Genomic DNA, 22,042 nt, shown 5'->3' with positions numbered 1-22,042 from the left:
GAACCCGTCAACGACGATTCAATGACCATTTCCAGAGTGCCCACCCGCGTGCCCGGCGCCTTGGCCCGCGCCTTTGCCTGCCTGGCCTGCTCGGCCGCCCTCGCTTTCACGTGCCGCACCGGCCGCCTTGGCCTTTTCGGCTGCCTTACCCAGTTGGTCGATCGTCGCGAGATTGCTTTTACGCACGCTGTCGACGAAGCCCTGAAAGGGCACATCAGTGATGCCAACGAGGCCGAAGTGGCCGTTTTCACCGTCCAGCAAGCGGCCGGTCACCGGCTGGTCCAGGTACTGGAACCAGTGCACGCCGACAATCGACGGCTCTGCCATGGCTTGCTTGAGGAACGCTGCGTAGGCCGCCCCACGCTCTTCTTCTGCGGCCAACTGGGTCACCCCGCCCCAGAACGGGCCACGGTCGGTCGAGCCGAAATTGAATTCGGTGATCAGCACCGGCTTGTCGAGCGCACGCAGGGCGGCGAAGTCATAACCGTCCTGGGGCTTGAGGGTATACATGTTGAAGCTCAGCACATCGCAATACTGTGCACAGGCTGCCACGGCTTCGGGAGTGCTCACCGCATAACGCCCACCGAGCAGCAACTGGTTGGGCGCATGCCATTTCAGCGAGTCGGAGAGGGTCTTGAAGTAGGCGTCGGCGAAGGTCTTCTGGAAATATTTGAAGTCGGCCTCAATCTCAGGGTGCTCAGGATTCGGCATCGGCGGCTCGAAGCCAGGATCTTCCATCAGCTCCCAGCCGGCCAGTTGGATGCCCCAGGCTTTCGACAGCCCTTCTTCATTGCGGTACTTGTCGCGCAATTGCTTGAGGAAGGCTCGCTTGGCCGGCACGTCGGTGGTCATGCGCAGGGTGCCGTAGGCCAGCGCGTAACGGGATTTGGCATCACCGCCGGGGCCGGCCCAGGCCAGTTCGTTGTCGGCAAAGAAACCGATCAGCCACGGGTCGTCGCGATGATCGCGAGCGGCAATGGCCACGGCGCGTTCAGTGGCCATGGCAAAACGTGGGTCGAACGGGTCGGGCATGCCGCCCCACCAGTCGGTGCCGGTGCTGATGCTGGCGTAGTCACCCACAATCGACAGCGGCAAGGTGTAGGGCACGCGGTCGGCCGTGGCCAGGTCCGGGTCACTCCAGTTACCGACGGTGTTGAAGCCCCAGGCTTGCAAGCGATCGAGGGTGTGGGTCACCCAGCGCTTCTGGTCGAAACCGTCGGAGCCGGTTTCAGTGCCATAGGTGCGTTGCAGGTTGGCGCCATAGAAATCATACCAACGCCCCGCGCCATAACCGCGCCCCTCGCCCGCACCGTTGCCGGTACGGTTATCCCCGCTGCCGTAATACTTGTCGAAGGGTTCGCCGGCCTTGGGCAGCGCCGCAAACATCCACTCACGCCCGGCCACGTAGGTCTGGCTGTTGTCCGGGGCCACGGTGTTGACACCCAGCGAATAGAACGGATGGCCTTCGGGCGTGACCAGATACCAGCGACCGTCGCGCTTTTCAGTGCGGAAGAAGCCACTGGCATCGAACGCCGGGCCTTTGTTCCAGCCGCCGTACTGGTCCAGCGAGGACTTGTCACGCTCGGCAAGCCACACTTTCAGCTGTTGTTGCTCCTTGGCCGCCGCGACCTTGAGCTGCTCGTCGCTGCTGACCTTTTCCGGCCAGCGCGCGCGGGTGGACTGGCCGTAAGCGTCCACCAGTTCGCTGTAGGCCGTCTTGATCACCGGCTCACTGTCTTGCACGCCAAAGCGCTCCAGCAGGATGCTTTGGGCAGCATTCGGGTTAATCATCGACAGCGTCACCGACACCACCTGGCTGCGGTCGATTTCCCCGGCGCTGGCGGCCAACAAGACACGCTGGCCGTCCACGGTCATCGGCATCGGCGGGCCGGCCTTCATGCCCTGGCTCAGCGGCGAGGTGGCTTGCAGTGGCACGAGCAAGGTCTGGGCCGGGCCGGCCGGCAGGTCGATGCGGCTGACCAGGGTCTTGCCGTCGGAACTTTGTACCTTTACGTAGAGGGTCAACGCCCAATTCATGGCGCTCTGGATACGCAGGCTCATGGCGCCCGATTGCGACCAGTCCCACACGCCCGTTTGCGGGCTGAGTACCAGGCTGGGCTCGGCCGCCGGGTTGAACGTGATGCGGCGCAGCACCTCGCCTTCGGGGGTTTGTTCGGCGTTGTATTGCGGCAGGCTGGCGTCCTGGGTCGCCACCTTGACCACATCGGCGGGCCGGACGAAGTTGAACAGGGTTTGTTGCCCGGCAGGCGCGGCCATCAACGGCGCAGCGAACAGTAGGGCAAAAAGAGCGGGCAGCGTGCGAATCATACGAACAAGGTTCTCCCAAACGGCCGATGACTGGCCTGATGACATACATGAGATAGACCACGAAGTGGGCGAATTCGCCCACGGTGGCTTAAGAAATTTCGCGCCTGAACGGCGGCAAGGCATTCAGGATCGCCTTGCCATAGCGCTGGGTGACCAGGCGGCGATCGAGCAAGGTGATGGTGCCGCGGTCCTGCTCGGTGCGCAGCAAGCGCCCGCAGGCCTGCACCAGCTTCAGGGAAGCATCGGGCACCGAGATTTCCATGAATGGGTTGCCGCCTCGAGCTTCGATCCATTCGGCCAGCGCGGCCTCGACCGGGTCATCGGGTACCGAAAACGGAATCTTGGCGATGACCACGTGTTCGCAGTAGGCGCCAGGCAAGTCCACGCCCTCGGCAAAGCTCGCCAGGCCGAACAGCACGCTGGAATCACCGCCATCGACGCGCGCCTTGTGCTTGTTCAAGGTTTCCTGCTTGGACAGGTTGCCCTGGATAAACACTTGTTTACGCCAGTCTCGGTCAAGGCCGTCGAATACGTCCTGCATCTGTTTGCGCGACGAAAACAGCACCAGGGTGCCCCGCGAACCTTCGACCAGCTCGGGCAGGTCGCGGATGATCGCCGCCGTGTGCGCCGCCGCGTCCCGTGGGTCGGCCTTGAGGTCGGGTACCCGCAGTACGCCAGCGTCAGCATGGTGGAATGGGCTCGGCACCACCGCCGTGACGGCCTTTTTCGGCAGGCCGGCGCGCATGCGGAAGCGGTCGAAAGTACCCAGGGCGGTCAGCGTAGCCGAGGTCACCAGGCAGCCGTAGGCCACGTTCCACAGGTTGCGGCGCAACATTTCGGCAGCAAGGATCGGGCTGGCGTTGACCTCGATATCGAACAGCGCACCGCTTTCCGACAAGGTCAGCCAGCGCGCCATGGGCGGGTTGTCTTCCGGGTCTTCGACGGTGAACGCCGTCCACAACTCCCAGTTGCCCTGGGAGCGAGACAGCAGGCTGCCAAACAGCGGGTACCATTCTTCGGCCTGGTTACTGGCGATGCCGATGTTGACCTCGCCATCCATGCCTTCCTTGAGCAAGTCCGTGAGACGGGTAAACAGGTCGGTCAGGCGTGAAAAGCCCTTCTTCAGTTCGATACCCATTTCGCGCATATGCTCGGGAATCATCCCGCCCACAAACCGGTGACGCGGCCGCTCACGGCCTTCCACGTCTTCGCCGGGCTTGAAGTCGGCCACCTGCTCGCAGGCGCTGAACATGAACTGCTGCTGGGTCTTGATCTCCCGCGCCAGCTCCGGCACCTGTTCGATCAACTTGCCCAGGTCGCCCGGCAGCGGATGCTGGGCCAGCAGCTTGGTGAGGTTCTTGGCGGTGGTTTCCAGCCAGTCGGCGGTAGAGCGCAGCCGCGTGTAATGGGCAAAGTGGCCGATGGCCTTGTCCGGCAGATGGTGGCCTTCGTCGAACACGTACAGGGTGTCGCGCGGGTCTGGCAGCACGGCGCCGCCGCCCAGGGCCAGGTCGGCCAGCACCATGTCGTGGTTGGTGACGATCACGTCGACCTTGCCCATGCCTTCGCGGGCCTTGTAGAAGGCGCACTGACCGAAGTTGGGGCAATGGCGGTTGGTGCACTGGCTATGGTCGGTGGTCAGGCGCGCCCAGTCGGCGTCTTCCAGGGCGGTGGGCCAGCTGTCGCGGTCGCCGTCCCACTTATTGCCGGCGAGCTTCTCGATCATGCTGGTAAACAACTTCTGACTGGCCTCGTCGACCTCGATCTTGAAGCCTTCTTCTTCGAACAGCGAGGCCGTGGCGGTTTGCGCGTGGCCTTCCTGCAGCAACACGTCGAGCTTGGACAGGCACATGTAGCGGCCACGCCCCTTGGCCAGGGCGAAGGTAAAGCTCAGGCCGCTATTGCGCATCAGGTCGGGCAGGTCCTTGTAGACAATCTGCTCCTGCAGTGCGACGGTCGCCGTAGCGATCACCAGGCGCTTGCCCGCGGCCTTGGCGGTGGGGATCGCAGCCAGGCTGTAGGCCACGGTCTTGCCGGTGCCGGTGCCGGCCTCGACGGCCACGACCGCCGGTTCGCCCGCGCGGCGACCCTCGTCGTCCGTGTCGATATCCCCGAGGACTTTCGCCACTTCGGCGATCATCAGGCGTTGGCCGTAGCGCGGTTTCAAGCTCTTGGCTTCGAGAAAACGCGAATAGGCGCCCTGGATCGTGGTTTTGAGTTCAGTGCTGATCATGGATAGTCGGGCGCAAAAAACGCTGGATAAATTTTCAGTGGTTCGGATCGGCCGCTATCATACCCCGCTAATTAATCCCGCGCAGAACGGAGTACCACAATGACCGCGTTTAGCCTCGCTTACACCCTGCATGTATTGGCCGCCTTGATCTGGGTCGGCGGTATGTTTTTCGCCTGGATGATCCTGCGCCCCGCCGCCATGACGGCGCTTGAGGGCCCTGCCCGACTCAAGCTGTGGGCAAATGTGTTTCAACGTTTTTTTGTCTGGGTGTGGGTGGCGGTGCTGATTTTGCCGATCAGCGGCGTCGGCCTGCTGCACTTGCGTTTCAATGGCTTTGAGACTGCGCCGCGCTATGTGCAGGTGATGATGGGCTTGTACCTGGTGATGACGGCGCTGTTTATCCGCATCCAGGCGTTGAAGTTTCCGGCGCTGAAGGCGGCGGTGGCGGCCGAGGATTGGCCGGCGGGCGCGGCGGCACTGGGGCAGATCCGCAAGTTGGTGGGGATCAATCTGATCGTGGGACTGGTGGTGGTGGCGATTGCTTCGGCTCGGCCGATGTTTTAAGCGAATCTGTAGACCGCTATCGGGGGCAAGCCCCCTCCCACATTTGGAATGCGCTCCCAAGGTGGGAGGGGGCTTGCCCCCGATGGCGGACTACCAGACGACTCAAAGCCTTTGAATGGTCACAGACCCCGCCGGCCCCACCGGCCCCGGCTGCCCTTCCAAGCCCGGCCGGCCTTTTTCGCCGCCGTCGGCGCGGTACACCAGGCAGCCCTTGGACTGCCCGCCCTTGCCAGGCTTGCCTGCTACGCCGGCCAAACCACCTGCGCCGCCATCCACCCAGACCTTGATCCGGTCGCCAGGAAAGTCCTGAGGCAGCTCGACACGCACCGCTGCGCCCGCCGCCCCCGGCAGGCCATTGCCGCCGTTGTCACCGTTGAACCCGCGCCCCGCCGAACCCCACGTACACCCTGGGTCTTCGCCGTTGGCACCGTCCAGGCCCGCATACCCTTGGGCGCCAGCGCCACCACGGGCATCCACCGAGAGTTCTTCGGCTGTCAGCGAATCAATGCGCAAGGTCAAGTCACGTCCGGCCTTGGCTGGTTTTTCATGGGTGCCAGGCGCGCCGCGGGAAGTGATCTGGCTGCCGTGCTCCAATTGAGCCTGGCGCACCTGTAGCTGCAGCGCGGTATTGCCAGGGACAATGGCGATACGTGCGTCACGCCCCAGATGCAGTTGCTCCACCGAGATCTGGCCGATGGTGGCCGGAATCAGCAGGGTGCCGTAGTCCGCCACGTCCAGGCGCTCGAGCTGCAACACGCTGGTGCTGCTGGGCAGGCGCATCAACGAATTGGTCTCGACACTGACACTCTGGGCCAGGGCAACGGGGCTGACCAACAGGGCCAGCAGAAAAACCTTACGCATCATGGGGCTCCCGAGTGTTTTCAAATTTTTCTTTGGACGCACAGTAACGACTTCTACGGGCGATTTGCCAGTGAAGGATCAAAAAACTTCAGCCACCCGCAGTATTGACTGGAATGCCCTAGGCCCGCACGCCCAGCCGCGCTAGTCTCTACGGTCCTGATGTGAGGATCTGCGATGACCGCTGGTATTTCTTCCCGTACGCCCCAGCAAGCGCTGGCTGCGCTGCTGGACCTGCACGCCCCCAAACGCCTGTTGCTGTTGGGCGCCAGCCAGTTTCCCGCGCTGGATGCGTTTAAAGCGGCGCACCCCGAGGTGCTGGTCAGCGTGGCCCCGCCTGGCCCGCTGCCGGCCGAACTGGCGGCGCAGCGTTTTGACCTGGCGCTGGTGGTCGATTGCCTTGAACACCTGCCCAAACCCCAGGGTCTGACATTACTGGGTGGCATCCGCAACCTCAATGCCAGCCGCATCGCGGTGCTGGTGGACCTGGGCGCCTGCGACTGGAAGGACACCGATTTTTTCTCCCTGGCCCTGCAGGCCGGTGAGCGATTCCAGCGCGATGAACAGGTGCTGACGCTGTTTACCTACGATCTGCTTGACTATAAACAAGTACCGGACTGGCTCAACGCACGCTTCTGGGCCAACCCGGAAAATTTTGGAAAGTATTGGTGGTAACACGATGAGTACATCCATTTGCCCCTGCGGCAGTGGCAACCTGCTGGATGCCTGCTGCGGCCATTACCACGCCGGCCACCCCGCGCCGTGTGCCGCGGCGCTGATGCGTTCGCGTTACAGCGCCTACGTGCTGGGCCTGGTGAACTATCTGGTGAGCACCACCCTGCCCGCACAGCAGGCTGGCCTGGACCGCGACGCCATTGCCGCCTGGAGCGCCCAAAGCACCTGGCTCGGCCTTGAAGTGGAAAGCTCGGAGGTATTCGGCGGCCAACCGGAACACGCCTTCGTGACCTTCACCGCACGCTGGCATGACAGCGCTGGCGAGCATAGCCACCGCGAACGCTCTTCTTTCGTACAGAACGAGGGGCGCTGGTACTTCATCGATCCGACGGTGGAGGTGAAGGCCGGGCGTAATGATGTATGTTTGTGTGGCAGCGGGCAGAAATTCAAGAAGTGCTGTTCCAGCTACTTTTAGCAACCTGACAGGGATAACGCCAATGCTTCGCACCTTCGGCTTGATGCTGGCGTTAACCCTGGGCCTGACCGGCTGCGCCTCGTGGTTCGAAGACGATGCGCCGCCGCCCCACGTTTCACTGGTCAACGTCGAAGTGGTGCGGGCCAAGCTGCTGGAGCAGAAGTTCAAACTCTACTTTCGCGTGGACAACCGCGACGATGCCGACCTGACCGTGCGCGGCCTGATCTACAAGGTCACCCTCGGCGATCTGGTGCTGACCGAAGGTGAGTCCAACGAATGGCTGACCGTACCGCCGCGCAGCCATAAATTCTTCAGGGTCTCGGTACGCACCAACCTGTGGCCACGCATACGCGATGTAGTGCAGATGCTGAAAAATCCCGAGCGCCCCGTGCCCTATCGCCTGGAAGGCGAGCTGAAAACCGGATTATTCATCGGTAATGACGTGCAGGTGGCCCACAATGGCGAGATAATCCCCGGCGATTTTATTCCGGAGCGACATCGATGACTCAGCAACCCCATGTCCATGGTCCTGACTGCAACCACGATCACGATCACCATGATCACGACCACGGCCATGTCCACGGCCCGAACTGCGGCCACGCTCATCAGGAGCCCGTGCGCAACGCGTTGAAAGACGTGGGCCGCAACGACCCTTGCCCCTGCGGCAGCGAGAAGAAGTTCAAAAAGTGCCACGGCGCTTAAGCCACTTGAAAATTTAAACTGTGGGAGGGGGCTTGCTCCCGACAGCGGTCAATCAGTCAATGCCTATATAGACTGATGCACCGCTATCGGGGGCAAGCCCCCTCCCACATTGGTGTGCGCATACGCAATTACAAAACTCCCGCTTGCGTCGTTTCACCGCGCTCACTAACGTAGCGCCTTTAATGACGCTACCCCCCCGCAGGAGCTTTGCCATGGCCTCGCCAGCCCTTACACATTTTATTCCCCGGTTCGGCGTTGCCGCGGCAGTGGCCAGTGCATTGAGCCTGGCTGGTTGCCAGCTCCAGAACACCCAGGACACCCTGCCCCCCGTTGCCGGCGTACAGCCGATCAAGGGCCTCGCGCAAAACGTGTCCATACGCCGCAATGCCCAGGGCATGCCGCTGATCGAGAGCAACACCTTCCACGACGCGCTGTTCAGCCTCGGCTATGTGCACGCCACCGACCGGATCACCCAGATGGTCACCTTGCGCCTGCTGGCCCAGGGCCGCCTGGCGGAAATGTCCGGCCCCGAGGTGCTCGATGTCGACCGCTTCATGCGCGCGGTCAACCTCAAAAAGAGCGCCGGCGAGCTGTACAACGCCTCATCGCCACGGCTCAAGCGCTTCTTTGAAGTCTACGCACGGGGCGTCAACGCCTACCTGTTCCGCTACCGCGACAAGCTGCCGACCGACCTGGCCCAGACCGGCTACAAGCCCGAGTACTGGAAGCCGGAAGATTCGGCGCTGCTGTTCTGCCTGCTGAACTTCAGCGAGTCGAGCAACCTGCAGCAGGAAATTTCATCGCTGGTGCTGGCGCAAAAATTCGGTGTGGACAAGCTCGCCTGGCTTATCCCCAGCGCGCCGGACGAAGCAATCCCGCTGGCCGAAGCCGACAAGCTCAAGGGTGTGAACCTGAGCCAGATCACGGGCCTCGCCGGCTTGGACACGGTCAGCCAGCAACTCAACAGCCTCAACGCGTTGGGCGTTACCACCTCCAGCAATTGGGCCATCGGGCCGCAACGCAGCCGCAGTGGCAAAAGCCTGCTGGCCAACGACATCGCCGCCCAGCCACAAGCGCCGTCACCCTGGAGCTATGTGCAGATCCGCGCGCCGAAATATCAGGCGGTGGGCGCATCGATCGCCGGTCTGCCCACCCTGCTGTCGGGCTTCAACGGCAAGGTGGCGTGGAGCATGAGCGCGGTCAAGGGCGACACCCAGGACTTGTTCCTGGAGAAGGTCAAGCGCCAGGGCAGCGCGTTGTACTACGAGAACAACGGCAAATGGCTACCGGCCGGCGTGCGTAACGAGACCTTCTTCATCAAAGGCCAGCGCTCGATTCGCGAAGTGGTGTATGAAACCCGCCACGGCGCCTTGCTCAACAGCAGCCAGGCCCTCACCAACGGTTTTGGCCTGGCCCTGCAAACCGCCGACTTAAAGGAGGACAAGAGCCTGGATGCGTTCTTCGACCTGTCCCGCGCGCAAAACGCCGGCAAGGCCTCGGACGCCACCCGCGAAATTCGCGCGATTGCGTTGAACATGATTTTCGCCGACGCCAGCAACATCGGCTGGCAGGTCACCGGCCGCTTCCCCAACCGCCGCGAAGGCGAAGGCCTGCTGCCCTCGCCGGGCTGGGACACGCGCTTTGACTGGGACGGTTACGCCGACGCGATGCTGCACCCCTATGACCAGGACCCGGCTCAAGGCTGGATCGGCACCGCCAACCAGCGTACCGCACCGCGCGGCTATGGCATGCAGCTGTCCAACTCCTGGGCTGCACCGGAGCGCAGCGAGCGCCTGGCGCAATTGGCCAACGCCGGCAAGCACGACAGCCGCAGCCTGATCGCCATGCAATATGACCAGACCACCACCTTCGCCGCGAAACTCAAGGGCATGTTCCAGGCGCCAGGCATGGCCCAGCCGCTGAAACAGGCCATCGATGCGCTGCCCGCCGCCGAGCAGGCCAAGGCACGCGAAGCACTCGGCCGGCTGATGGCTTTCGATGGGCGCCTTGCGCCAACGTCCGCCGACGCGGCGGTGTACGAGCTGTTCCTGCAGGAAAGTGCCAGGCAGATTTTCCTCGACAAACTCGGCCCCGAACACAGCGCCAGCTGGAACGCCTTTGTCAGCAACGCCAACGTCTCCTACGCAGCCATCGCCGACCACTTGCTGGGGCGCGAAGACAGTCCGCTCTGGGATGACACACGCACGCCGCTCAAGGAAGACAAGCCGGCGATCCTGGCACGCACGCTGGCCGCTGCGATCAGCAGCGGCGAGAGTTTGTTGGGTGCCGATCACAAGAGCTGGCAGTGGGGCAAGCTGCACACCATCACCTGGAAGAACACCAGCGGCCAGGTCATCCGTGGCCCGTTGGCCAGCGGTGGCGACCACAACACCCTGAATTCGGCGCCGTACACCTGGGGGGAGGATTTCAACGTGAGCCAGGCGTCGGCGTTGCGCATGATCGTCGACTTCGGCCAGCCGGAACCGATGATGGGCCAGGGTGGCATCGGCCAGTCCGGCAACCCGGCCAGCCCGAACTATGCCAACGGCATCGACCCGTCGCTCAAGGCGCAATACCTGAGCTTCCCGATGCAGCCGCAGAACTTCGACAAGGTGTACGGAAAAAACCGGCTGACCCTGACACCCGCCAAGTAACCCGGTTTTCTCAGAAGAAACCGAATCCAAATGTGGGAGGGGGCTTGCTCCCGATAGCAGTAGTTCAGTCAATGAATGTGTTGACTGTCACACCGCTATCGGGAGCAAGCCCCCTCCCACATCTGGACCCCATGCATTCAGATAGAACTTCTCTCACCGTCATATCCTCCTAAATGATAAGCCCACCTCCCCGGTCACCCCATGGACCTTGTCATCGCCAGACCCGAAGGCCTCTATTGTCCAGCCGGTGATTTCTACATCGACCCCTGGCGCCCCGTGGAGCGCTCCGTCATCACCCATGCCCACGGCGATCACGCCCGCACCGGCAATCAACATTACCTGGCCGCCGCCCCCGGCGAGGGCATTCTGCGTTCGCGCCTGGGCCAGGACATCAACCTACAAACCCTGGCCTACGGCGAGCCGTTGGTGCATCACGGTGTGACCATCAGTTTTCATCCGGCCGGGCATGTGCTGGGCTCAGCCCAGGTGCGCCTGGAATACCAGGGCGAAGTCTGGGTTGCGTCCGGCGACTACAAGGTCGAGCCCGATGGCACTTGCGCCCCCTTCGAGCCGGTGCGCTGCCACACCTTCATCACCGAATCCACCTTCGGCCTGCCGATCTATCGCTGGCAGCCACAGGCACAGATTTTTGCCGGCATTAATGACTGGTGGCAGGCCAATGTCGCCGTCGGCAAAGCCAGCGTGCTGTTCTGCTATTCGTTCGGCAAGGCCCAGCGCATTCTCCATGGCATCGACGCCAGCATCGGCCCGATCCTCAGCCACGGCGCCGTCGAGCCGCTGAACCGGGTGTACCGCGAAGCCGGTATCTATATCCCCGAAACGCTGTACGCCGGCGACTTCAAGAAAAACGACCCACTGCTGCGCCAGGCACTGATCATCGCCCCGCCCTCCACCGGTGGCAGCACCTGGATTCGCCGCTTTGGCGATTACAGCGACGCCTTCGCCAGCGGCTGGATGCGCCTGCGCGGCACCCGACGACGGCGCGGGGTCGACCGTGGCTTTGTGCTGTCGGACCATGCCGATTGGCCCGGACTGTTGTGGGCCATCGAACAGACCGGCGCCGAGCGGGTAATGGTCACCCACGGCTCGGTTGGCGTACTGGTGCGCCATCTGCGCGAGAAAGGCCTGGATGCCCAAGGTTTCAGCACCGAATATGGCGATGACGAAGAGGAGGCCAGCGCATGAAGGCCTTCGCCGAGCTGTACGCCAACCTCGACGCGACCACTTCCAGCAACGCAAAGCTGGCGGCATTGCAGGACTATTTTCAGCAGGCACCACCGGAGGACGCGGCGTGGGCGGTGTATTTCCTCTCCGGTGGGCGGCCACGACAATTGGTACCGACCCGTCTGCTGAGGGATATGGCGACCGAAGCGGCAAGCATCGAGCCGTGGTTGTTCGAGGAAAGCTACCAGTCTGTCGGTGACCTGGCAGAGACGATTTCCCTGCTGCTGCCCGAATCGCCCTACACCTCTGAGGACGGCCTGGCGGTATGGCTGGAAGAAAAACTGTTACCGCTGCGTGGCTTGGCGCCCGCTGATCTGGCCGAACGCTTGCCCGCGTTGTGGGCGCAGCTGGACCAACCAAGCCTGATGGTGTGCATCAAGTTGATCACCGGCAGCTTTCGCGTGGGCGTGTCCAAACTGCTGGTCACTCGCGCGCTTGCCGCCATGGCCGGGCTCGACAGCAAGCGCGTGGCTCAGCGGCTGGTGGGCTACACCGATTTGTCCAATCGCCCCACCGCTGCCGGCTACCTCAAGCTGATCGCCGCCGAATCGTCCGACGAGCATGCGCAGCGCGGCGGTCAGCCGTATCCGTTTTTTCTTGCTCATGGCTTGGCGCAACCGGTGGAGCAGTTCGAGGCCCTGCTTGGCGCCCCCGCCGACTGGCAGGTGGAGTGGAAATTCGATGGCATTCGCGCGCAACTGGTCAAGCGTGAAGGGCGCTTGTGGGTCTGGTCCCGTGGTGAAGAACTGGTGACCGAGCGCTTCCCGGAGCTGCACAGCCTGGTCAGTGGCTTGCCGGATGGCACGGTGATCGACGGTGAAATCGTGGTCTGGAAGGACGCGGTGCAACCCTTCGCCCTGCTGCAACAGCGGATCGGCCGCAAGACCCTGAGTAAAAAAGTACTCGAGGATGCGCCGGTGGCGGTGCTCGCCTACGACCTGCTGGAATATCAGGGCGACGACTGGCGCAACCACACACTGGCTGAACGCCGCACACAGCTGGAACGCGTGATCGCGGCGTGTAATCAACCGGTGTTATTGCCCTCGCCGCTGCTTGAGGGGCCTACCTGGCAAGCGTTGGCCGAGCAGCGCGAAGCCTCCCGCAGCCTCGGCGTGGAAGGCATGATGCTCAAGGACCGCAAAGGCCTCTACGGCGTGGGCCGCACCAAGGATATGGGCCTGTGGTGGAAGTGGAAGGTCGATCCGTTCAGCGTCGACGCTGTGTTGATCTACGCTCAGCGCGGCCATGGTCGACGCGCCAGCCTGTACAGCGATTACACCTTCGCGGTATGGGACGGCCCGCCGGGTAGCGAGCGCACACTGGTGCCGTTCGCCAAGGCGTATTCCGGACTGACTGACGAAGAAATGCGCAAGGTCGACGCAATCGTGCGCAAAACCACGGTAGAAAAATTCGGCCCGGTCAGCAGCGTGACGCCGAGCATGGTGTTCGAGTTGGGTTTTGAAGGCATCGCCCTGTCCAAGCGGCACAAGAGCGGGATTGCGGTGCGGTTTCCGCGGATGTTGCGCTGGCGCCAGGACAAGCCGGTGGAGGAAGCCGACAATCTCGCCACGCTGCAGGACTTACTGGCCTGACACAAATCAACTATGGGAGCTGGCTTGCCCCCGATGGCGGTATGACAGTCACAGCATTTGTGCCTGATCCACTGCTATCGGGGGCAAGCCCCGTCCCACAGTTGGATTTCCGTTCGATCTTAAATGGTGCACTACTCTATCAGTGCCCACTAATGGGCATTTCCTACGCTTAGAAATCCCTCATCCCACCTTTTAAAACGATCATTCGGAACTATGGTGCAGAAATTGCTACTTGGGATCCGTCTGACACCGTTCAGTAACAGTCCTAAACGCGCCACAAGCGCTTATCTTGGTTTCCAGGGAACACATAATGAAAAAAGCATTGCTGACCCTTTCTGCACTGGCTCTGTGCATGGCTGCAGGTGTTGCAACCGCCAAGGACTACAAGGAATTGCGTTTCGGTGTCGATCCGTCCTACGCGCCGTTCGAATCCAAAGCTGCCGACGGCAGCCTGGTGGGTTTCGACATCGACCTGGGCAATGCCATCTGCGCGGAGCTGAAGGTCAAATGCAAGTGGGTAGAAAGCGACTTCGACGGCATGATTCCGGGCCTGAAAGCCAACAAGTTCGACGGCGTGATTTCGTCCATGACCGTGACCCCGGTGCGCGAGAAGGCTATCGACTTCTCCAACGAGCTGTTCTCGGGTCCAACGTCTCTGGTGTTCAAGAAAGGCGCCGGGTATTCAACGCCTGCGTCGCTCAAGGGCAAATCCGTGGGCTACGAGCAAGGCACTATTCAGGAAGCCTATGCCAAGGCTGTGCTGGACAAGGCCGGCGTGACCACCAAGGCCTACGCCAACCAGGACCAGGTGTATGCAGACCTCACTTCCGGCCGTCTCGATGCCTCCGTGCAGGACATGCTGCAGGCTGAACTGGGTTTCCTGAAGTCCCCAGCCGGTGCTGACTACGAAGTCAGCGCTGCAATCGACGACCCGTTGCTGCCGTCGAAAACCGCGATCGGTATCAAAAAAGGTAACACTGAGCTCAAGGCTCTTTTGGATAAAGGTATCAAAGCGTTACACGATGATGGCACCTACGCCACCATCCAGAAGAAACACTTTGGCGATCTGAACCTGTACAGCGGCAAATAATGCCCGTGGCGCCCCTTTGCTGAAGGGGCGCTTTTTTATCGCCATAGGTCCTGATTTATGTTCGAAGATCTGTTGCAAACCCTCGGGCTGAGCGCATTCAGCTTGAAGGGTTTCGGCCCGCTGTTGCTGCAAGGCACCTGGATGACCATCAAATTGTCGGTGCTGTCCCTGGCCGTCAGCGTGTTGCTGGGCCTGCTCGGCGCCAGCGCGAAACTCTCCAGCCTGCCCTTCCTGCGTATCCCCGCCCAGCTCTACACCACCTTGATTCGCGGCGTACCCGACCTGGTGTTGATGCTGCTGATTTTCTACAGCCTGCAAACCTGGCTGACCAGCCTTACAGACTTCATGGACTGGGAATACATCGAGATCGACCCCTTCAGCGCCGGGGTCATCACCCTGGGCTTTATCTACGGGGCTTATTTCACCGAGACTTTCCGGGGCGCGATTCTCGCCGTGCCCCGCGGCCAGCTGGAAGCCGCCACCGCCTATGGGCTCAAGCGCGGGCAACGGTTTCGCTACGTGACCTTCCCGCAGATGATGCGCTTTGCCCTGCCGGGCATCGGCAATAACTGGATGGTGATGCTCAAGGCCACCGCGCTGGTGTCGATCATCGGCCTGGCCGATCTGGTGAAGGCGGCCCAGGACGCCGGCAAGAGCACCTACCAACTGTTCTACTTCCTGGTAATCGCCGCGCTGATCTACCTGTTGATCACCAGCGCCTCCAACTTTGTCTTGCGCCGTCTTGAACGTCGCTACGCCGCAGGCTCACGGGAGGCAGTGCGATGATCGAGCTTTTGCAGGAATACTGGCGCCCCTTCCTTTATAGCGACGGCCAGCACATCACCGGCCTGGCGATGACCATGTGGCTGCTCAGCGCCGCACTGGTCATCGGTTTTCTAGTATCGATTCCACTGTCTATCGCCCGCGTATCGCGCAGGCGCCTGGTGCGCTGGCCGGTGCAGTTCTACACCTACCTGTTTCGCGGCACGCCGCTGTATATCCAATTGCTGATTTGCTATACCGGCATCTACAGCATCGCCGCCGTACGCGCACAGCCCGTGCTCGATGCGTTCTTTCGCGATGCGATGAACTGCACGATCCTGGCCTTCGCCCTCAACACCTGCGCCTACACCACGGAAATTTTCGCCGGGGCAATCCGCAGCATGGCCCACGGCGAAGTCGAAGCGGCCAAGGCCTACGGGCTGAGCGGTTGGAAGTTGTATGCCTATGTGATCATGCCGTCGGCGCTGCGCCGTTCGTTGCCCTACTACAGTAACGAAGTGATCCTGATGCTGCACTCGACCACCGTGGCGTTCACCGCCACCATCCCGGACATCCTCAAAGTCGCCAGGGACGCCAACTCGGCGACCTTCATGACCTTTCAGTCATTCGGCATCGCCGCCTTGATCTACCTGGCCGTGACCTTCGCCCTGGTCGGCCTGTTTCGATTGGCGGAACGCCGCTGGCTGGCCTTTCTCGGGCCGAGCCATTAAGGAGCTTTCATGCGTCATCAGCAACATGACCTGATTGCGCCGGTGCCTGGCACGGCGCGGCAGATTCACAGTTTCCACTTCGGCCCGGAACAGGCCGGCAGCAAGGTGTATATACAATCGTCACTGCATGCCGATGAACTGCCGGGCATGCTGGTGGCCTGGCACTTGAAGGCGCGCCTGGCACAGCTGGCGGCCGCAGGGTGCTTGCGTAGCGAGATCGTTCTGGTGCCGGTCGCCAACCCCGTGGGGCTGGAACAGGTGCTGATGGACATCCCCCTGGGCCGCTACGAGCTGGAAAGCGGGCAGAATTTCAATCGCCTGTTCGTCGACCTCAGCGACACGGTTGGCGATCAGGTTGAAGGCTTGCTGGGCGATGACCCGCAGCGCAACGCCCAGTTGATCCGCAGCGCCTTATCCGACGCTCTGGCCGCGCAAACCGCGTCGACTCAATTGCAGTCCCAACGCCTGGTGCTGCAACGCCTGGCGTGCGATGCCGACATGGTGCTGGACCTGCATTGCGATTTCGAAGCGGTGGCGCACCTCTACACCACGCCCGAGGCCTGGCCACAGGTGGAACCGCTCGCCCGTTACCTGGGCTCTGAGGCCAACCTGCTGGCCACTGACTCCGGCGGGCAGTCCTTCGATGAATGTTTCACCCTGGTGTGGTGGCAGTTGCAGCAACGCTTCGGCGAGCGCTTCCCGATCCCACTGGGCAGTTTTTCCGTGACCGTCGAGCTGCGTGGCCAAGGCGACGTCAACCATGGCCTCGCGGCCCTGGACTGCCAGGCGATCATCGATTACCTGATCCACTTCGGCGCGATCGAAGGCCACGCAGCGCCACTGCCCGCGCTGGCCTACCCGGCCACACCCCTGGCCGGTGTGGAGCCGGTGGTCACCCCGGTGGGCGGCTTGCTGGTGTTCAGCGCCCTGCCCGGCGAATACCTGGAAGCCGGACAACTGATCGCCGAAGTCATCGACCCCATTACCGACCGCGTAACGCCCGTGCACTGCCGCAATGCCGGCCTGCTTTACGCCCGCTCGTTGCGACGCATGGCCACTGCCGGGATGGTCATCAGCCATGTCGCAGGCGCACAGGCCTACCGCAGCGGCTACTTACTTTCGCCTTGAGGATGCACGCTCCATGTACAAATTGACCGTTGAAGGCCTGCATAAAAGCTATGGCGACAATGAAGTGCTCAAAGGTGTCTCGCTCAAGGCCAGGACCGGTGACGTGATCAGCCTGATCGGCGCCAGCGGCTCGGGCAAGAGCACCTTCCTGCGCTGTATCAACTTCCTGGAAACGCCCAACGACGGCGCCATGACCCTGGACGGTCAAACCATCCGCATGGTCAGCGACCGCCACGGCATGCGCGTGGCCGACGATGCCGAGCTGCAACGCTTGCGCACACGGCTGGCCATGGTCTTCCAGCACTTCAACCTGTGGAGCCACATGAGCGTGCTGGAAAACATCACAATGGCCCCGCGCCGGGTGCTGGGGTGCAGCAAGAAAGACGCTGAAGACCGCGCCCGTCGCTACCTGGACAAAGTCGGCCTGCCCGCGCGGGTGGCTGATCAATACCCGGCGTTCCTGTCCGGCGGCCAGCAGCAACGGGTAGCGATTGCCCGCGCATTGGCGATGGAGCCGGAGGTGATGCTGTTCGACGAACCCACCTCGGCATTGGACCCGGAGCTGGTGGGTGAAGTGTTGAAAGTCATTCAGGGCCTGGCCGAAGAAGGTCGCACCATGATCATGGTGACCCACGAAATGAGCTTCGCGCGCAAGGTCTCAAGCCAAGTGCTGTTCCTGCACCAGGGCCTGGTGGAAGAGCAAGGTGCGCCGGCGGAGGTGCTGGGCAATCCGAAGAGCGAGCGGCTGCAGCAGTTTTTGAGCGGCAACTTGAAGTAAACCTTTGTGACGCCTGGAGTGTCTGTGCAATAGAGTCTCCAGAGCGTCAGTTGCCGCATGGCAAAACCCGTCGATTTTGCGAAACAATGGTTTGCTACCCGAGGCTGGCGTCCGTTCGCGTTTCAGAAAGAGGTGTGGAAGGCCGTCAAGGACGGCCAGTCAGGTTTGCTTCACGCGAGTACCGGCGCGGGTAAAACCTACGCACTGTGGTTCGCAGCGCTCAATCGTTTCGCCATTACCCGCCCACCCGCTGCCGGCAAGCGCAAGGCACCGGCCGAACCGCTGACCGTGTTGTGGATCACGCCGATGCGCGCTCTGGCCGCCGACACTGCGCGCGCCCTCGAAGCGCCGCTGGCGACCCTGCAGATCCCGTGGAGTGTCGGCCTGCGCACGGGCGACACCAGCAGCAGCGAACGCGCCCGCCAGACCCGCCGTCAGCCCACCACGCTGATCACCACCCCGGAAAGCCTGACGCTGATGCTGGCGCGCGCCGACAGTGAGGTCAGCCTGGGGCACCTGCGCATGGTCGTGGTGGACGAATGGCATGAACTGATCGGCAATAAACGCGGCGTGCAACTGCAATTGGCGTTGGCGCGGCTGCGGCGCTGGCACCCCGAATTGCTGGTGTGGGGTATTTCCGCGACTTTGGGTAACCAGGCTCACGCGCTGGATGTACTGGTCCCACACGGTGGCGGGGTCAATGTGCAGGGGCAAACGGTTAAACAGCTGCTGGTCGACACCCTGCTTCCGCCGGTCGCCGAACGCTTTCCGTGGGCCGGGCATATTGGTTTGAAAATGCTGCCGCAAGTGGTGGCTGAAGTGGACGCCAGCAGCAGTTGCCTGGTATTCACCAATACCCGCGCGCAGTCGGAAATCTGGTACCAGGCCCTGCTGGAGGCCAGGCCGGACTGGGCCGGCCTGATAGCGCTGCATCACGGCTCGCTGTCACGGGAGACCCGTGACTGGGTGGAACGCGCGCTCAAAGAAGGCCAGCTCAAGGCGGTAGTCTGTACCTCAAGCCTGGATCTGGGCGTGGATTTCCTGCCGGTGGAGCGGGTGCTGCAGATCGGCTCGGCCAAGGGCGTGGCGCGCCTGATGCAACGCGCCGGCCGCTCGGGGCATGCACCAGGGCGGCCCTCACGGGTGACACTGGTGCCGACCCACAGCCTGGAACTGGTGGAAGCCGCCGCCGCGAAGGATGCGATTGCCCAGCGGCGCATCGAAGGCCGAGAATCGCCCCACAAACCGTTAGACGTGCTGGTACAACATTTGGTCAGCATGGCCCTGGGCGGCGGGTTCATCCCTGATGCACTGCTGGCGGAGGTGCGCGGTGCCTGGGCCTACCGCGAGCTTACCGACGCCGATTGGGCCTGGGCCCTGGCCTTCGTGCGCCATGGCGGGCTGTCGCTCACCACTTACCCGGATTACCGCCGCGTAGAGCCCGACGAACACGGCATCTGGCGCGTTCCCGATGCGCGATTGGCGCGCCGTCATCGCATGAGCGTGGGCACTATCGTCAGCGATGCGAGTATCCATCTGAAGTACTGGAGCAAAGGCGGTGGCGGCAAGAACCTCGGCAGCGTCGAGGAAGGCTTTATTGCGCGACTCAAGCCGGGAGACGGCTTTTTGTTCGCCGGACGCCTGCTGGAGTTGGTGCGCGTGGAAAACATGACCGCCTATGTACGCCGCAGCACCGCGAAAAAAGCCGCCGTGCCACGCTGGAATGGCGGGCGCATGCCGCTTTCCAATGAACTGGCGCAGGCGGTGATCGAGCGCTTCGATGCCGCGGCTCAAGGCCGGTTCGAGGGCCCGGAAATGCAGGCGGTGCAGCCGCTTTTGCTGACACAACTGCGTTGGTCCGGCCTGCCGACTCGCGATCACTTGCTCGCGGAGGCGCTCAAGTCGCGCGAAGGCTGGCACCTGTTTCTCTACCCCTTCGCCGGACGCCAGGTGCATCTTGGGCTGGCGAGCCTGCTGGCATGGCGGGTCAGCCGGCAGCAACCGGTGACCTTTTCCATTGCCGTCAATGATTATGGGCTCGAGCTGCTGAGCGCCACCGAGCTGCACTGGCCCGCCCTATTGAACGAGGCGCTGCTCAGCCCACAGGATTTGCTGACGGATGTGGCAGCCAGCCTCAACGCCGGTGAATTGGCGTTGCGACGTTTCAGGGAAATTGCGCGCATCGCAGGGCTGGTGTTCGCCGGTTATCCCGGGGCACCGAAAAGTACTCGGCAGGTACAGGCTTCCAGTGGTTTGTTCTTCGAAGTGTTCAAACAATATGATCCGCAGAACCTGCTGCTGACCCAGGCTGGGGAAGAAGTCCTGCGCAATGAACTGGACATTCAGCGGCTGGAAGAGACATTACTGCGCCTGTCAGCGCTGCAACTGGACCTGCATGTAATCCAGCGGCCTACCCCCCTGGCCTTCCCACTGCTGGTGGAGCGGATGCGCGAAAGCCTGAGTTCGGAAAAACTCTCGGAGCGCATTGCGCGGATGGTCAAGGACCTGGAAAAAGTCGCGGACAGGGGGAAAGCTTGATGATGTGTCCGATAACGCTCGAGGGTGAGCAATTGTGGTTGCTGGCGGACAAGGCGGTGTATTGGCCAGCACGCCAAAGCCTGTTGATCGCCGACGCGCACTTCGGCAAGGCTTCGGCTTATCGAAGCCTCGGGCAACCGGTGCCGCAAGGCACCACCAGCGAAAACCTGCGGCGCCTGGACCGGTTACTGTCGGCATTTACATGCGAGCGGGTGATCTTCCTGGGCGATTTCCTTCATGGCCCAGGCTCCCACGCCAGCGGCACCCTGGGCGCGCTCAGGGCGTGGCGAGGGCGACATGCCGCGTTGCCGCTCACGCTGATTCGCGGCAATCACGATCAACGCGCCGGAGACCCGCCTGCCGACTTGGGCATCGAGGTGGTGCAGGAGCCTCTACTGATGGGGCCGTTCGCTCTGCAGCACGAGCCGGATGCCCATCCCAGCCACCATGTGCTGGCGGGGCATGTTCATCCGGTGTATCGCTTGCGCGGCAGGGGCCGCCAGAGTTTACGCCTGCCGTGCTTCCAGATTGGCCAGCACGTCAGCCTGCTACCGGCGTTTGGCGCGTTTACCGGCGGTTACGCGGTGGAGCTGGACAATGAGCGCCGAATCTTCGTGATCGGCGATCATGAGGTCTGGCCGGTTCAATGAAGCGCAATGCGTCCCGCGATCAGGCAACGGGCGAGGGAGGCGGCTCATCCGGCAGGGTCGGTTCACCCGGCTCGGTAGGCTGCGGATAGTCCGGTTCAGGTTGACCAGGGATGCCGCCTGCATAAGCAGGATCGGCCATCAGGGACCAGGCCAGAACACCAATCTGGTTGGGTTCAAGCCGGGCAAGTTCTGCGCTGATTCGCGGGTTGATCTTCATAGGGCACTCCTCAAGCGTGGCTCGGCGCGTTTTACACGCGCCGAGGCAGTACACCTAGATAGAGTCAATTTCCGCAGACTAATTCCCTTTGCCCGTAGGAGCTTTCGATCAAGCGCGTGGGAGAGTGACGCCGCGCTGGCCCTGGTACTTGCCAGCGCGGTCCTTGTAGGACACTTCGCACGCTTCGTCGGACTGCAGGAACAGCATCTGTGCCACGCCTTCGTTGGCGTAGATTTTCGCCGGCAAGGTAGTGGTATTGGAGAACTCCAGGGTCACGTGACCTTCCCACTCGGGTTCCAGCGGCGTCACGTTGACGATGATGCCGCAACGGGCATAGGTGCTTTTGCCCAGGCAGATGGTCAGTACGTCGCGCGGGATGCGGAAGAATTCCACGGTGCGGGCCAGGGCAAAGGAGTTCGGCGGGATGATGCAGACATCGCTCTTGACGTCGACGAAGCTTTTTTCATCGAAATTCTTCGGGTCGACAATCGCCGAGTTGATATTGGTGAACACCTTGAATTCATCGGCGCAGCGCACATCGTAGCCATAGCTGGAAACCCCGTACGAAATAACGCGGTCGTCGCCTTCGCCACGAATCTGGCGCTCAACGAACGGTTCGATCATGCCGTGTTCCTGCGCCATGCGGCGAATCCACTTGTCCGATTTGATGCTCATGGCGATGTCCTGAATGCGAGGTGAAAAAATTCTGTGGGGCATCTTACCGGGGCCGGCGATGGGGTTCAAAGGGCGCAGGGCTTTTAATGACGAATGCACTGGCGTGTATAACCCGCAGCCAGCGGGGCCGGGGCTGTTGTCACGGCT

At 62.2% G+C, this 22,042-nt stretch carries 20 protein-coding genes; 15 read left to right on the top strand and 5 right to left on the bottom strand.

Going from position 1 to position 22,042, the window contains the following annotated elements:
• Positions 1–18: 18 nt before the first annotated feature.
• Together C4J94_RS06925 and dinG are read right to left on the bottom strand one after the other, a co-directional pair.
• Positions 19–2,328, bottom strand: coding sequence for a beta-galactosidase (locus C4J94_RS06925; RefSeq protein ID WP_124385484.1), 2,310 nt, complete (start codon positions 2,326–2,328; stop codon positions 19–21).
• 88 nt (positions 2,329–2,416) lie between these two features.
• Positions 2,417–4,561, bottom strand: coding sequence for an ATP-dependent DNA helicase DinG (gene dinG / locus C4J94_RS06920; RefSeq protein ID WP_124385483.1), 2,145 nt, complete (start codon positions 4,559–4,561; stop codon positions 2,417–2,419).
• A gap of 99 nt (positions 4,562–4,660) precedes the next feature.
• Between dinG and C4J94_RS06915 the strand changes: the two genes are divergently transcribed.
• Positions 4,661–5,125 (top strand): CopD family protein, encoded by a 465-nt coding sequence (locus C4J94_RS06915; RefSeq protein WP_124385482.1) that lies wholly within the window; start codon positions 4,661–4,663, stop codon positions 5,123–5,125.
• 102 nt (positions 5,126–5,227) lie between these two features.
• Here the strand turns inward: C4J94_RS06915 and C4J94_RS06910 are convergent, their stop codons facing one another.
• Positions 5,228–5,986 (bottom strand): collagen-like protein, encoded by a 759-nt coding sequence (locus C4J94_RS06910; protein ID WP_124388931.1) that lies wholly within the window; start codon positions 5,984–5,986, stop codon positions 5,228–5,230.
• Positions 5,987–6,160: 174 nt separating this feature from the next.
• Between C4J94_RS06910 and C4J94_RS06905 the strand changes: the two genes are divergently transcribed.
• The 14 genes from C4J94_RS06905 to pdeM all read left to right on the top strand — a co-directional run bounded on the left by C4J94_RS06905 (position 6,161) and on the right by pdeM (position 21,003).
• Positions 6,161–6,658, top strand: a complete 498-nt coding sequence (locus C4J94_RS06905) for a DUF6231 family protein (RefSeq protein WP_124385481.1) — start codon at positions 6,161–6,163, stop codon at positions 6,656–6,658.
• A gap of 4 nt (positions 6,659–6,662) precedes the next feature.
• Complete coding sequence (locus tag C4J94_RS06900) at positions 6,663–7,133, top strand: YchJ family protein (protein WP_124385480.1); 471 nt, start codon at positions 6,663–6,665, stop codon at positions 7,131–7,133.
• Positions 7,134–7,155: 22 nt separating this feature from the next.
• Positions 7,156–7,638 carry an LEA type 2 family protein gene (locus C4J94_RS06895; RefSeq protein WP_124385479.1) on the top strand — a complete coding sequence of 161 codons (483 nt, stop codon included), beginning with the start codon at positions 7,156–7,158 and terminating at the stop codon, positions 7,636–7,638.
• Complete coding sequence (locus tag C4J94_RS06890; protein ID WP_003189235.1) at positions 7,635–7,835, top strand: SEC-C metal-binding domain-containing protein; 201 nt, start codon at positions 7,635–7,637, stop codon at positions 7,833–7,835. The genes C4J94_RS06895 and C4J94_RS06890 overlap by 4 nt, the downstream gene beginning before the upstream one ends.
• Before the next feature lie 212 nt (positions 7,836–8,047).
• On the top strand, positions 8,048–10,489 hold the full coding sequence (locus C4J94_RS06885) for a penicillin acylase family protein (RefSeq protein ID WP_124385478.1): 2,442 nt from the start codon (positions 8,048–8,050) through the stop codon (positions 10,487–10,489).
• Positions 10,490–10,690: 201 nt separating this feature from the next.
• A complete protein-coding gene (locus tag C4J94_RS06880; protein ID WP_124385477.1) occupies positions 10,691–11,695 on the top strand; it encodes a ligase-associated DNA damage response exonuclease in 1,005 nt (334 codons plus the stop codon).
• Complete coding sequence (locus C4J94_RS06875) at positions 11,692–13,326, top strand: ATP-dependent DNA ligase (RefSeq protein ID WP_124385476.1); 1,635 nt, start codon at positions 11,692–11,694, stop codon at positions 13,324–13,326. The genes C4J94_RS06880 and C4J94_RS06875 overlap by 4 nt, the downstream gene beginning before the upstream one ends.
• Before the next feature lie 310 nt (positions 13,327–13,636).
• Positions 13,637–14,416, top strand: a complete 780-nt coding sequence (locus C4J94_RS06870) for a transporter substrate-binding domain-containing protein (protein ID WP_124385475.1) — start codon at positions 13,637–13,639, stop codon at positions 14,414–14,416.
• Between the two features lie 57 nt (positions 14,417–14,473).
• Entirely contained in the window at positions 14,474–15,202 is a 729-nt protein-coding gene (locus tag C4J94_RS06865; RefSeq protein WP_124385474.1) for an ABC transporter permease, read from the top strand.
• Positions 15,199–15,909, top strand: a complete 711-nt coding sequence (locus tag C4J94_RS06860; RefSeq protein ID WP_124385473.1) for an ABC transporter permease — start codon at positions 15,199–15,201, stop codon at positions 15,907–15,909. The genes C4J94_RS06865 and C4J94_RS06860 overlap by 4 nt, the downstream gene beginning before the upstream one ends.
• A 9-nt stretch (positions 15,910–15,918) precedes the next feature.
• Complete coding sequence (locus C4J94_RS06855; RefSeq protein WP_124385472.1) at positions 15,919–17,037, top strand: succinylglutamate desuccinylase/aspartoacylase family protein; 1,119 nt, start codon at positions 15,919–15,921, stop codon at positions 17,035–17,037.
• 13 nt (positions 17,038–17,050) lie between these two features.
• The gene (locus C4J94_RS06850; RefSeq protein WP_124385471.1) at positions 17,051–17,815 is read left to right on the top strand and encodes an ABC transporter ATP-binding protein; all 765 of its coding nucleotides are present in this window, start codon (positions 17,051–17,053) and stop codon (positions 17,813–17,815) included.
• A 57-nt stretch (positions 17,816–17,872) separates the two neighbouring features.
• Positions 17,873–20,353 (top strand): ligase-associated DNA damage response DEXH box helicase, encoded by a 2,481-nt coding sequence (locus C4J94_RS06845; protein ID WP_124385470.1) that lies wholly within the window; start codon positions 17,873–17,875, stop codon positions 20,351–20,353.
• Positions 20,353–21,003: a ligase-associated DNA damage response endonuclease PdeM gene (gene pdeM / locus C4J94_RS06840; protein WP_124385469.1), complete on the top strand. Its 651-nt coding sequence runs from the start codon at positions 20,353–20,355 to the stop codon at positions 21,001–21,003. The genes C4J94_RS06845 and pdeM overlap by 1 nt, the downstream gene beginning before the upstream one ends.
• A 19-nt stretch (positions 21,004–21,022) precedes the next feature.
• On the opposite strand, the gene C4J94_RS06835 is transcribed toward pdeM, so the two are convergent.
• Both C4J94_RS06835 and dcd read right to left on the bottom strand, forming a co-directional pair.
• The gene (locus C4J94_RS06835) at positions 21,023–21,220 is read right to left on the bottom strand and encodes a hypothetical protein (protein ID WP_057723177.1); all 198 of its coding nucleotides are present in this window, start codon (positions 21,218–21,220) and stop codon (positions 21,023–21,025) included.
• Between the two features lie 108 nt (positions 21,221–21,328).
• Positions 21,329–21,895 carry a dCTP deaminase gene (gene dcd / locus C4J94_RS06830; RefSeq protein WP_003172320.1) on the bottom strand — a complete coding sequence of 189 codons (567 nt, stop codon included), beginning with the start codon at positions 21,893–21,895 and terminating at the stop codon, positions 21,329–21,331.
• Positions 21,896–22,042: the final 147 nt, after the last annotated feature.

It is taken from the genome of Pseudomonas sp. R5-89-07, from assembly GCF_003851685.1.
Classification (GTDB): Bacteria; Pseudomonadota; Gammaproteobacteria; order Pseudomonadales; family Pseudomonadaceae; genus Aquipseudomonas.
The sequence above is the reverse complement of the archived record's forward strand: the minus strand, read 5'-3'. Positions and strand labels throughout refer to the sequence as shown.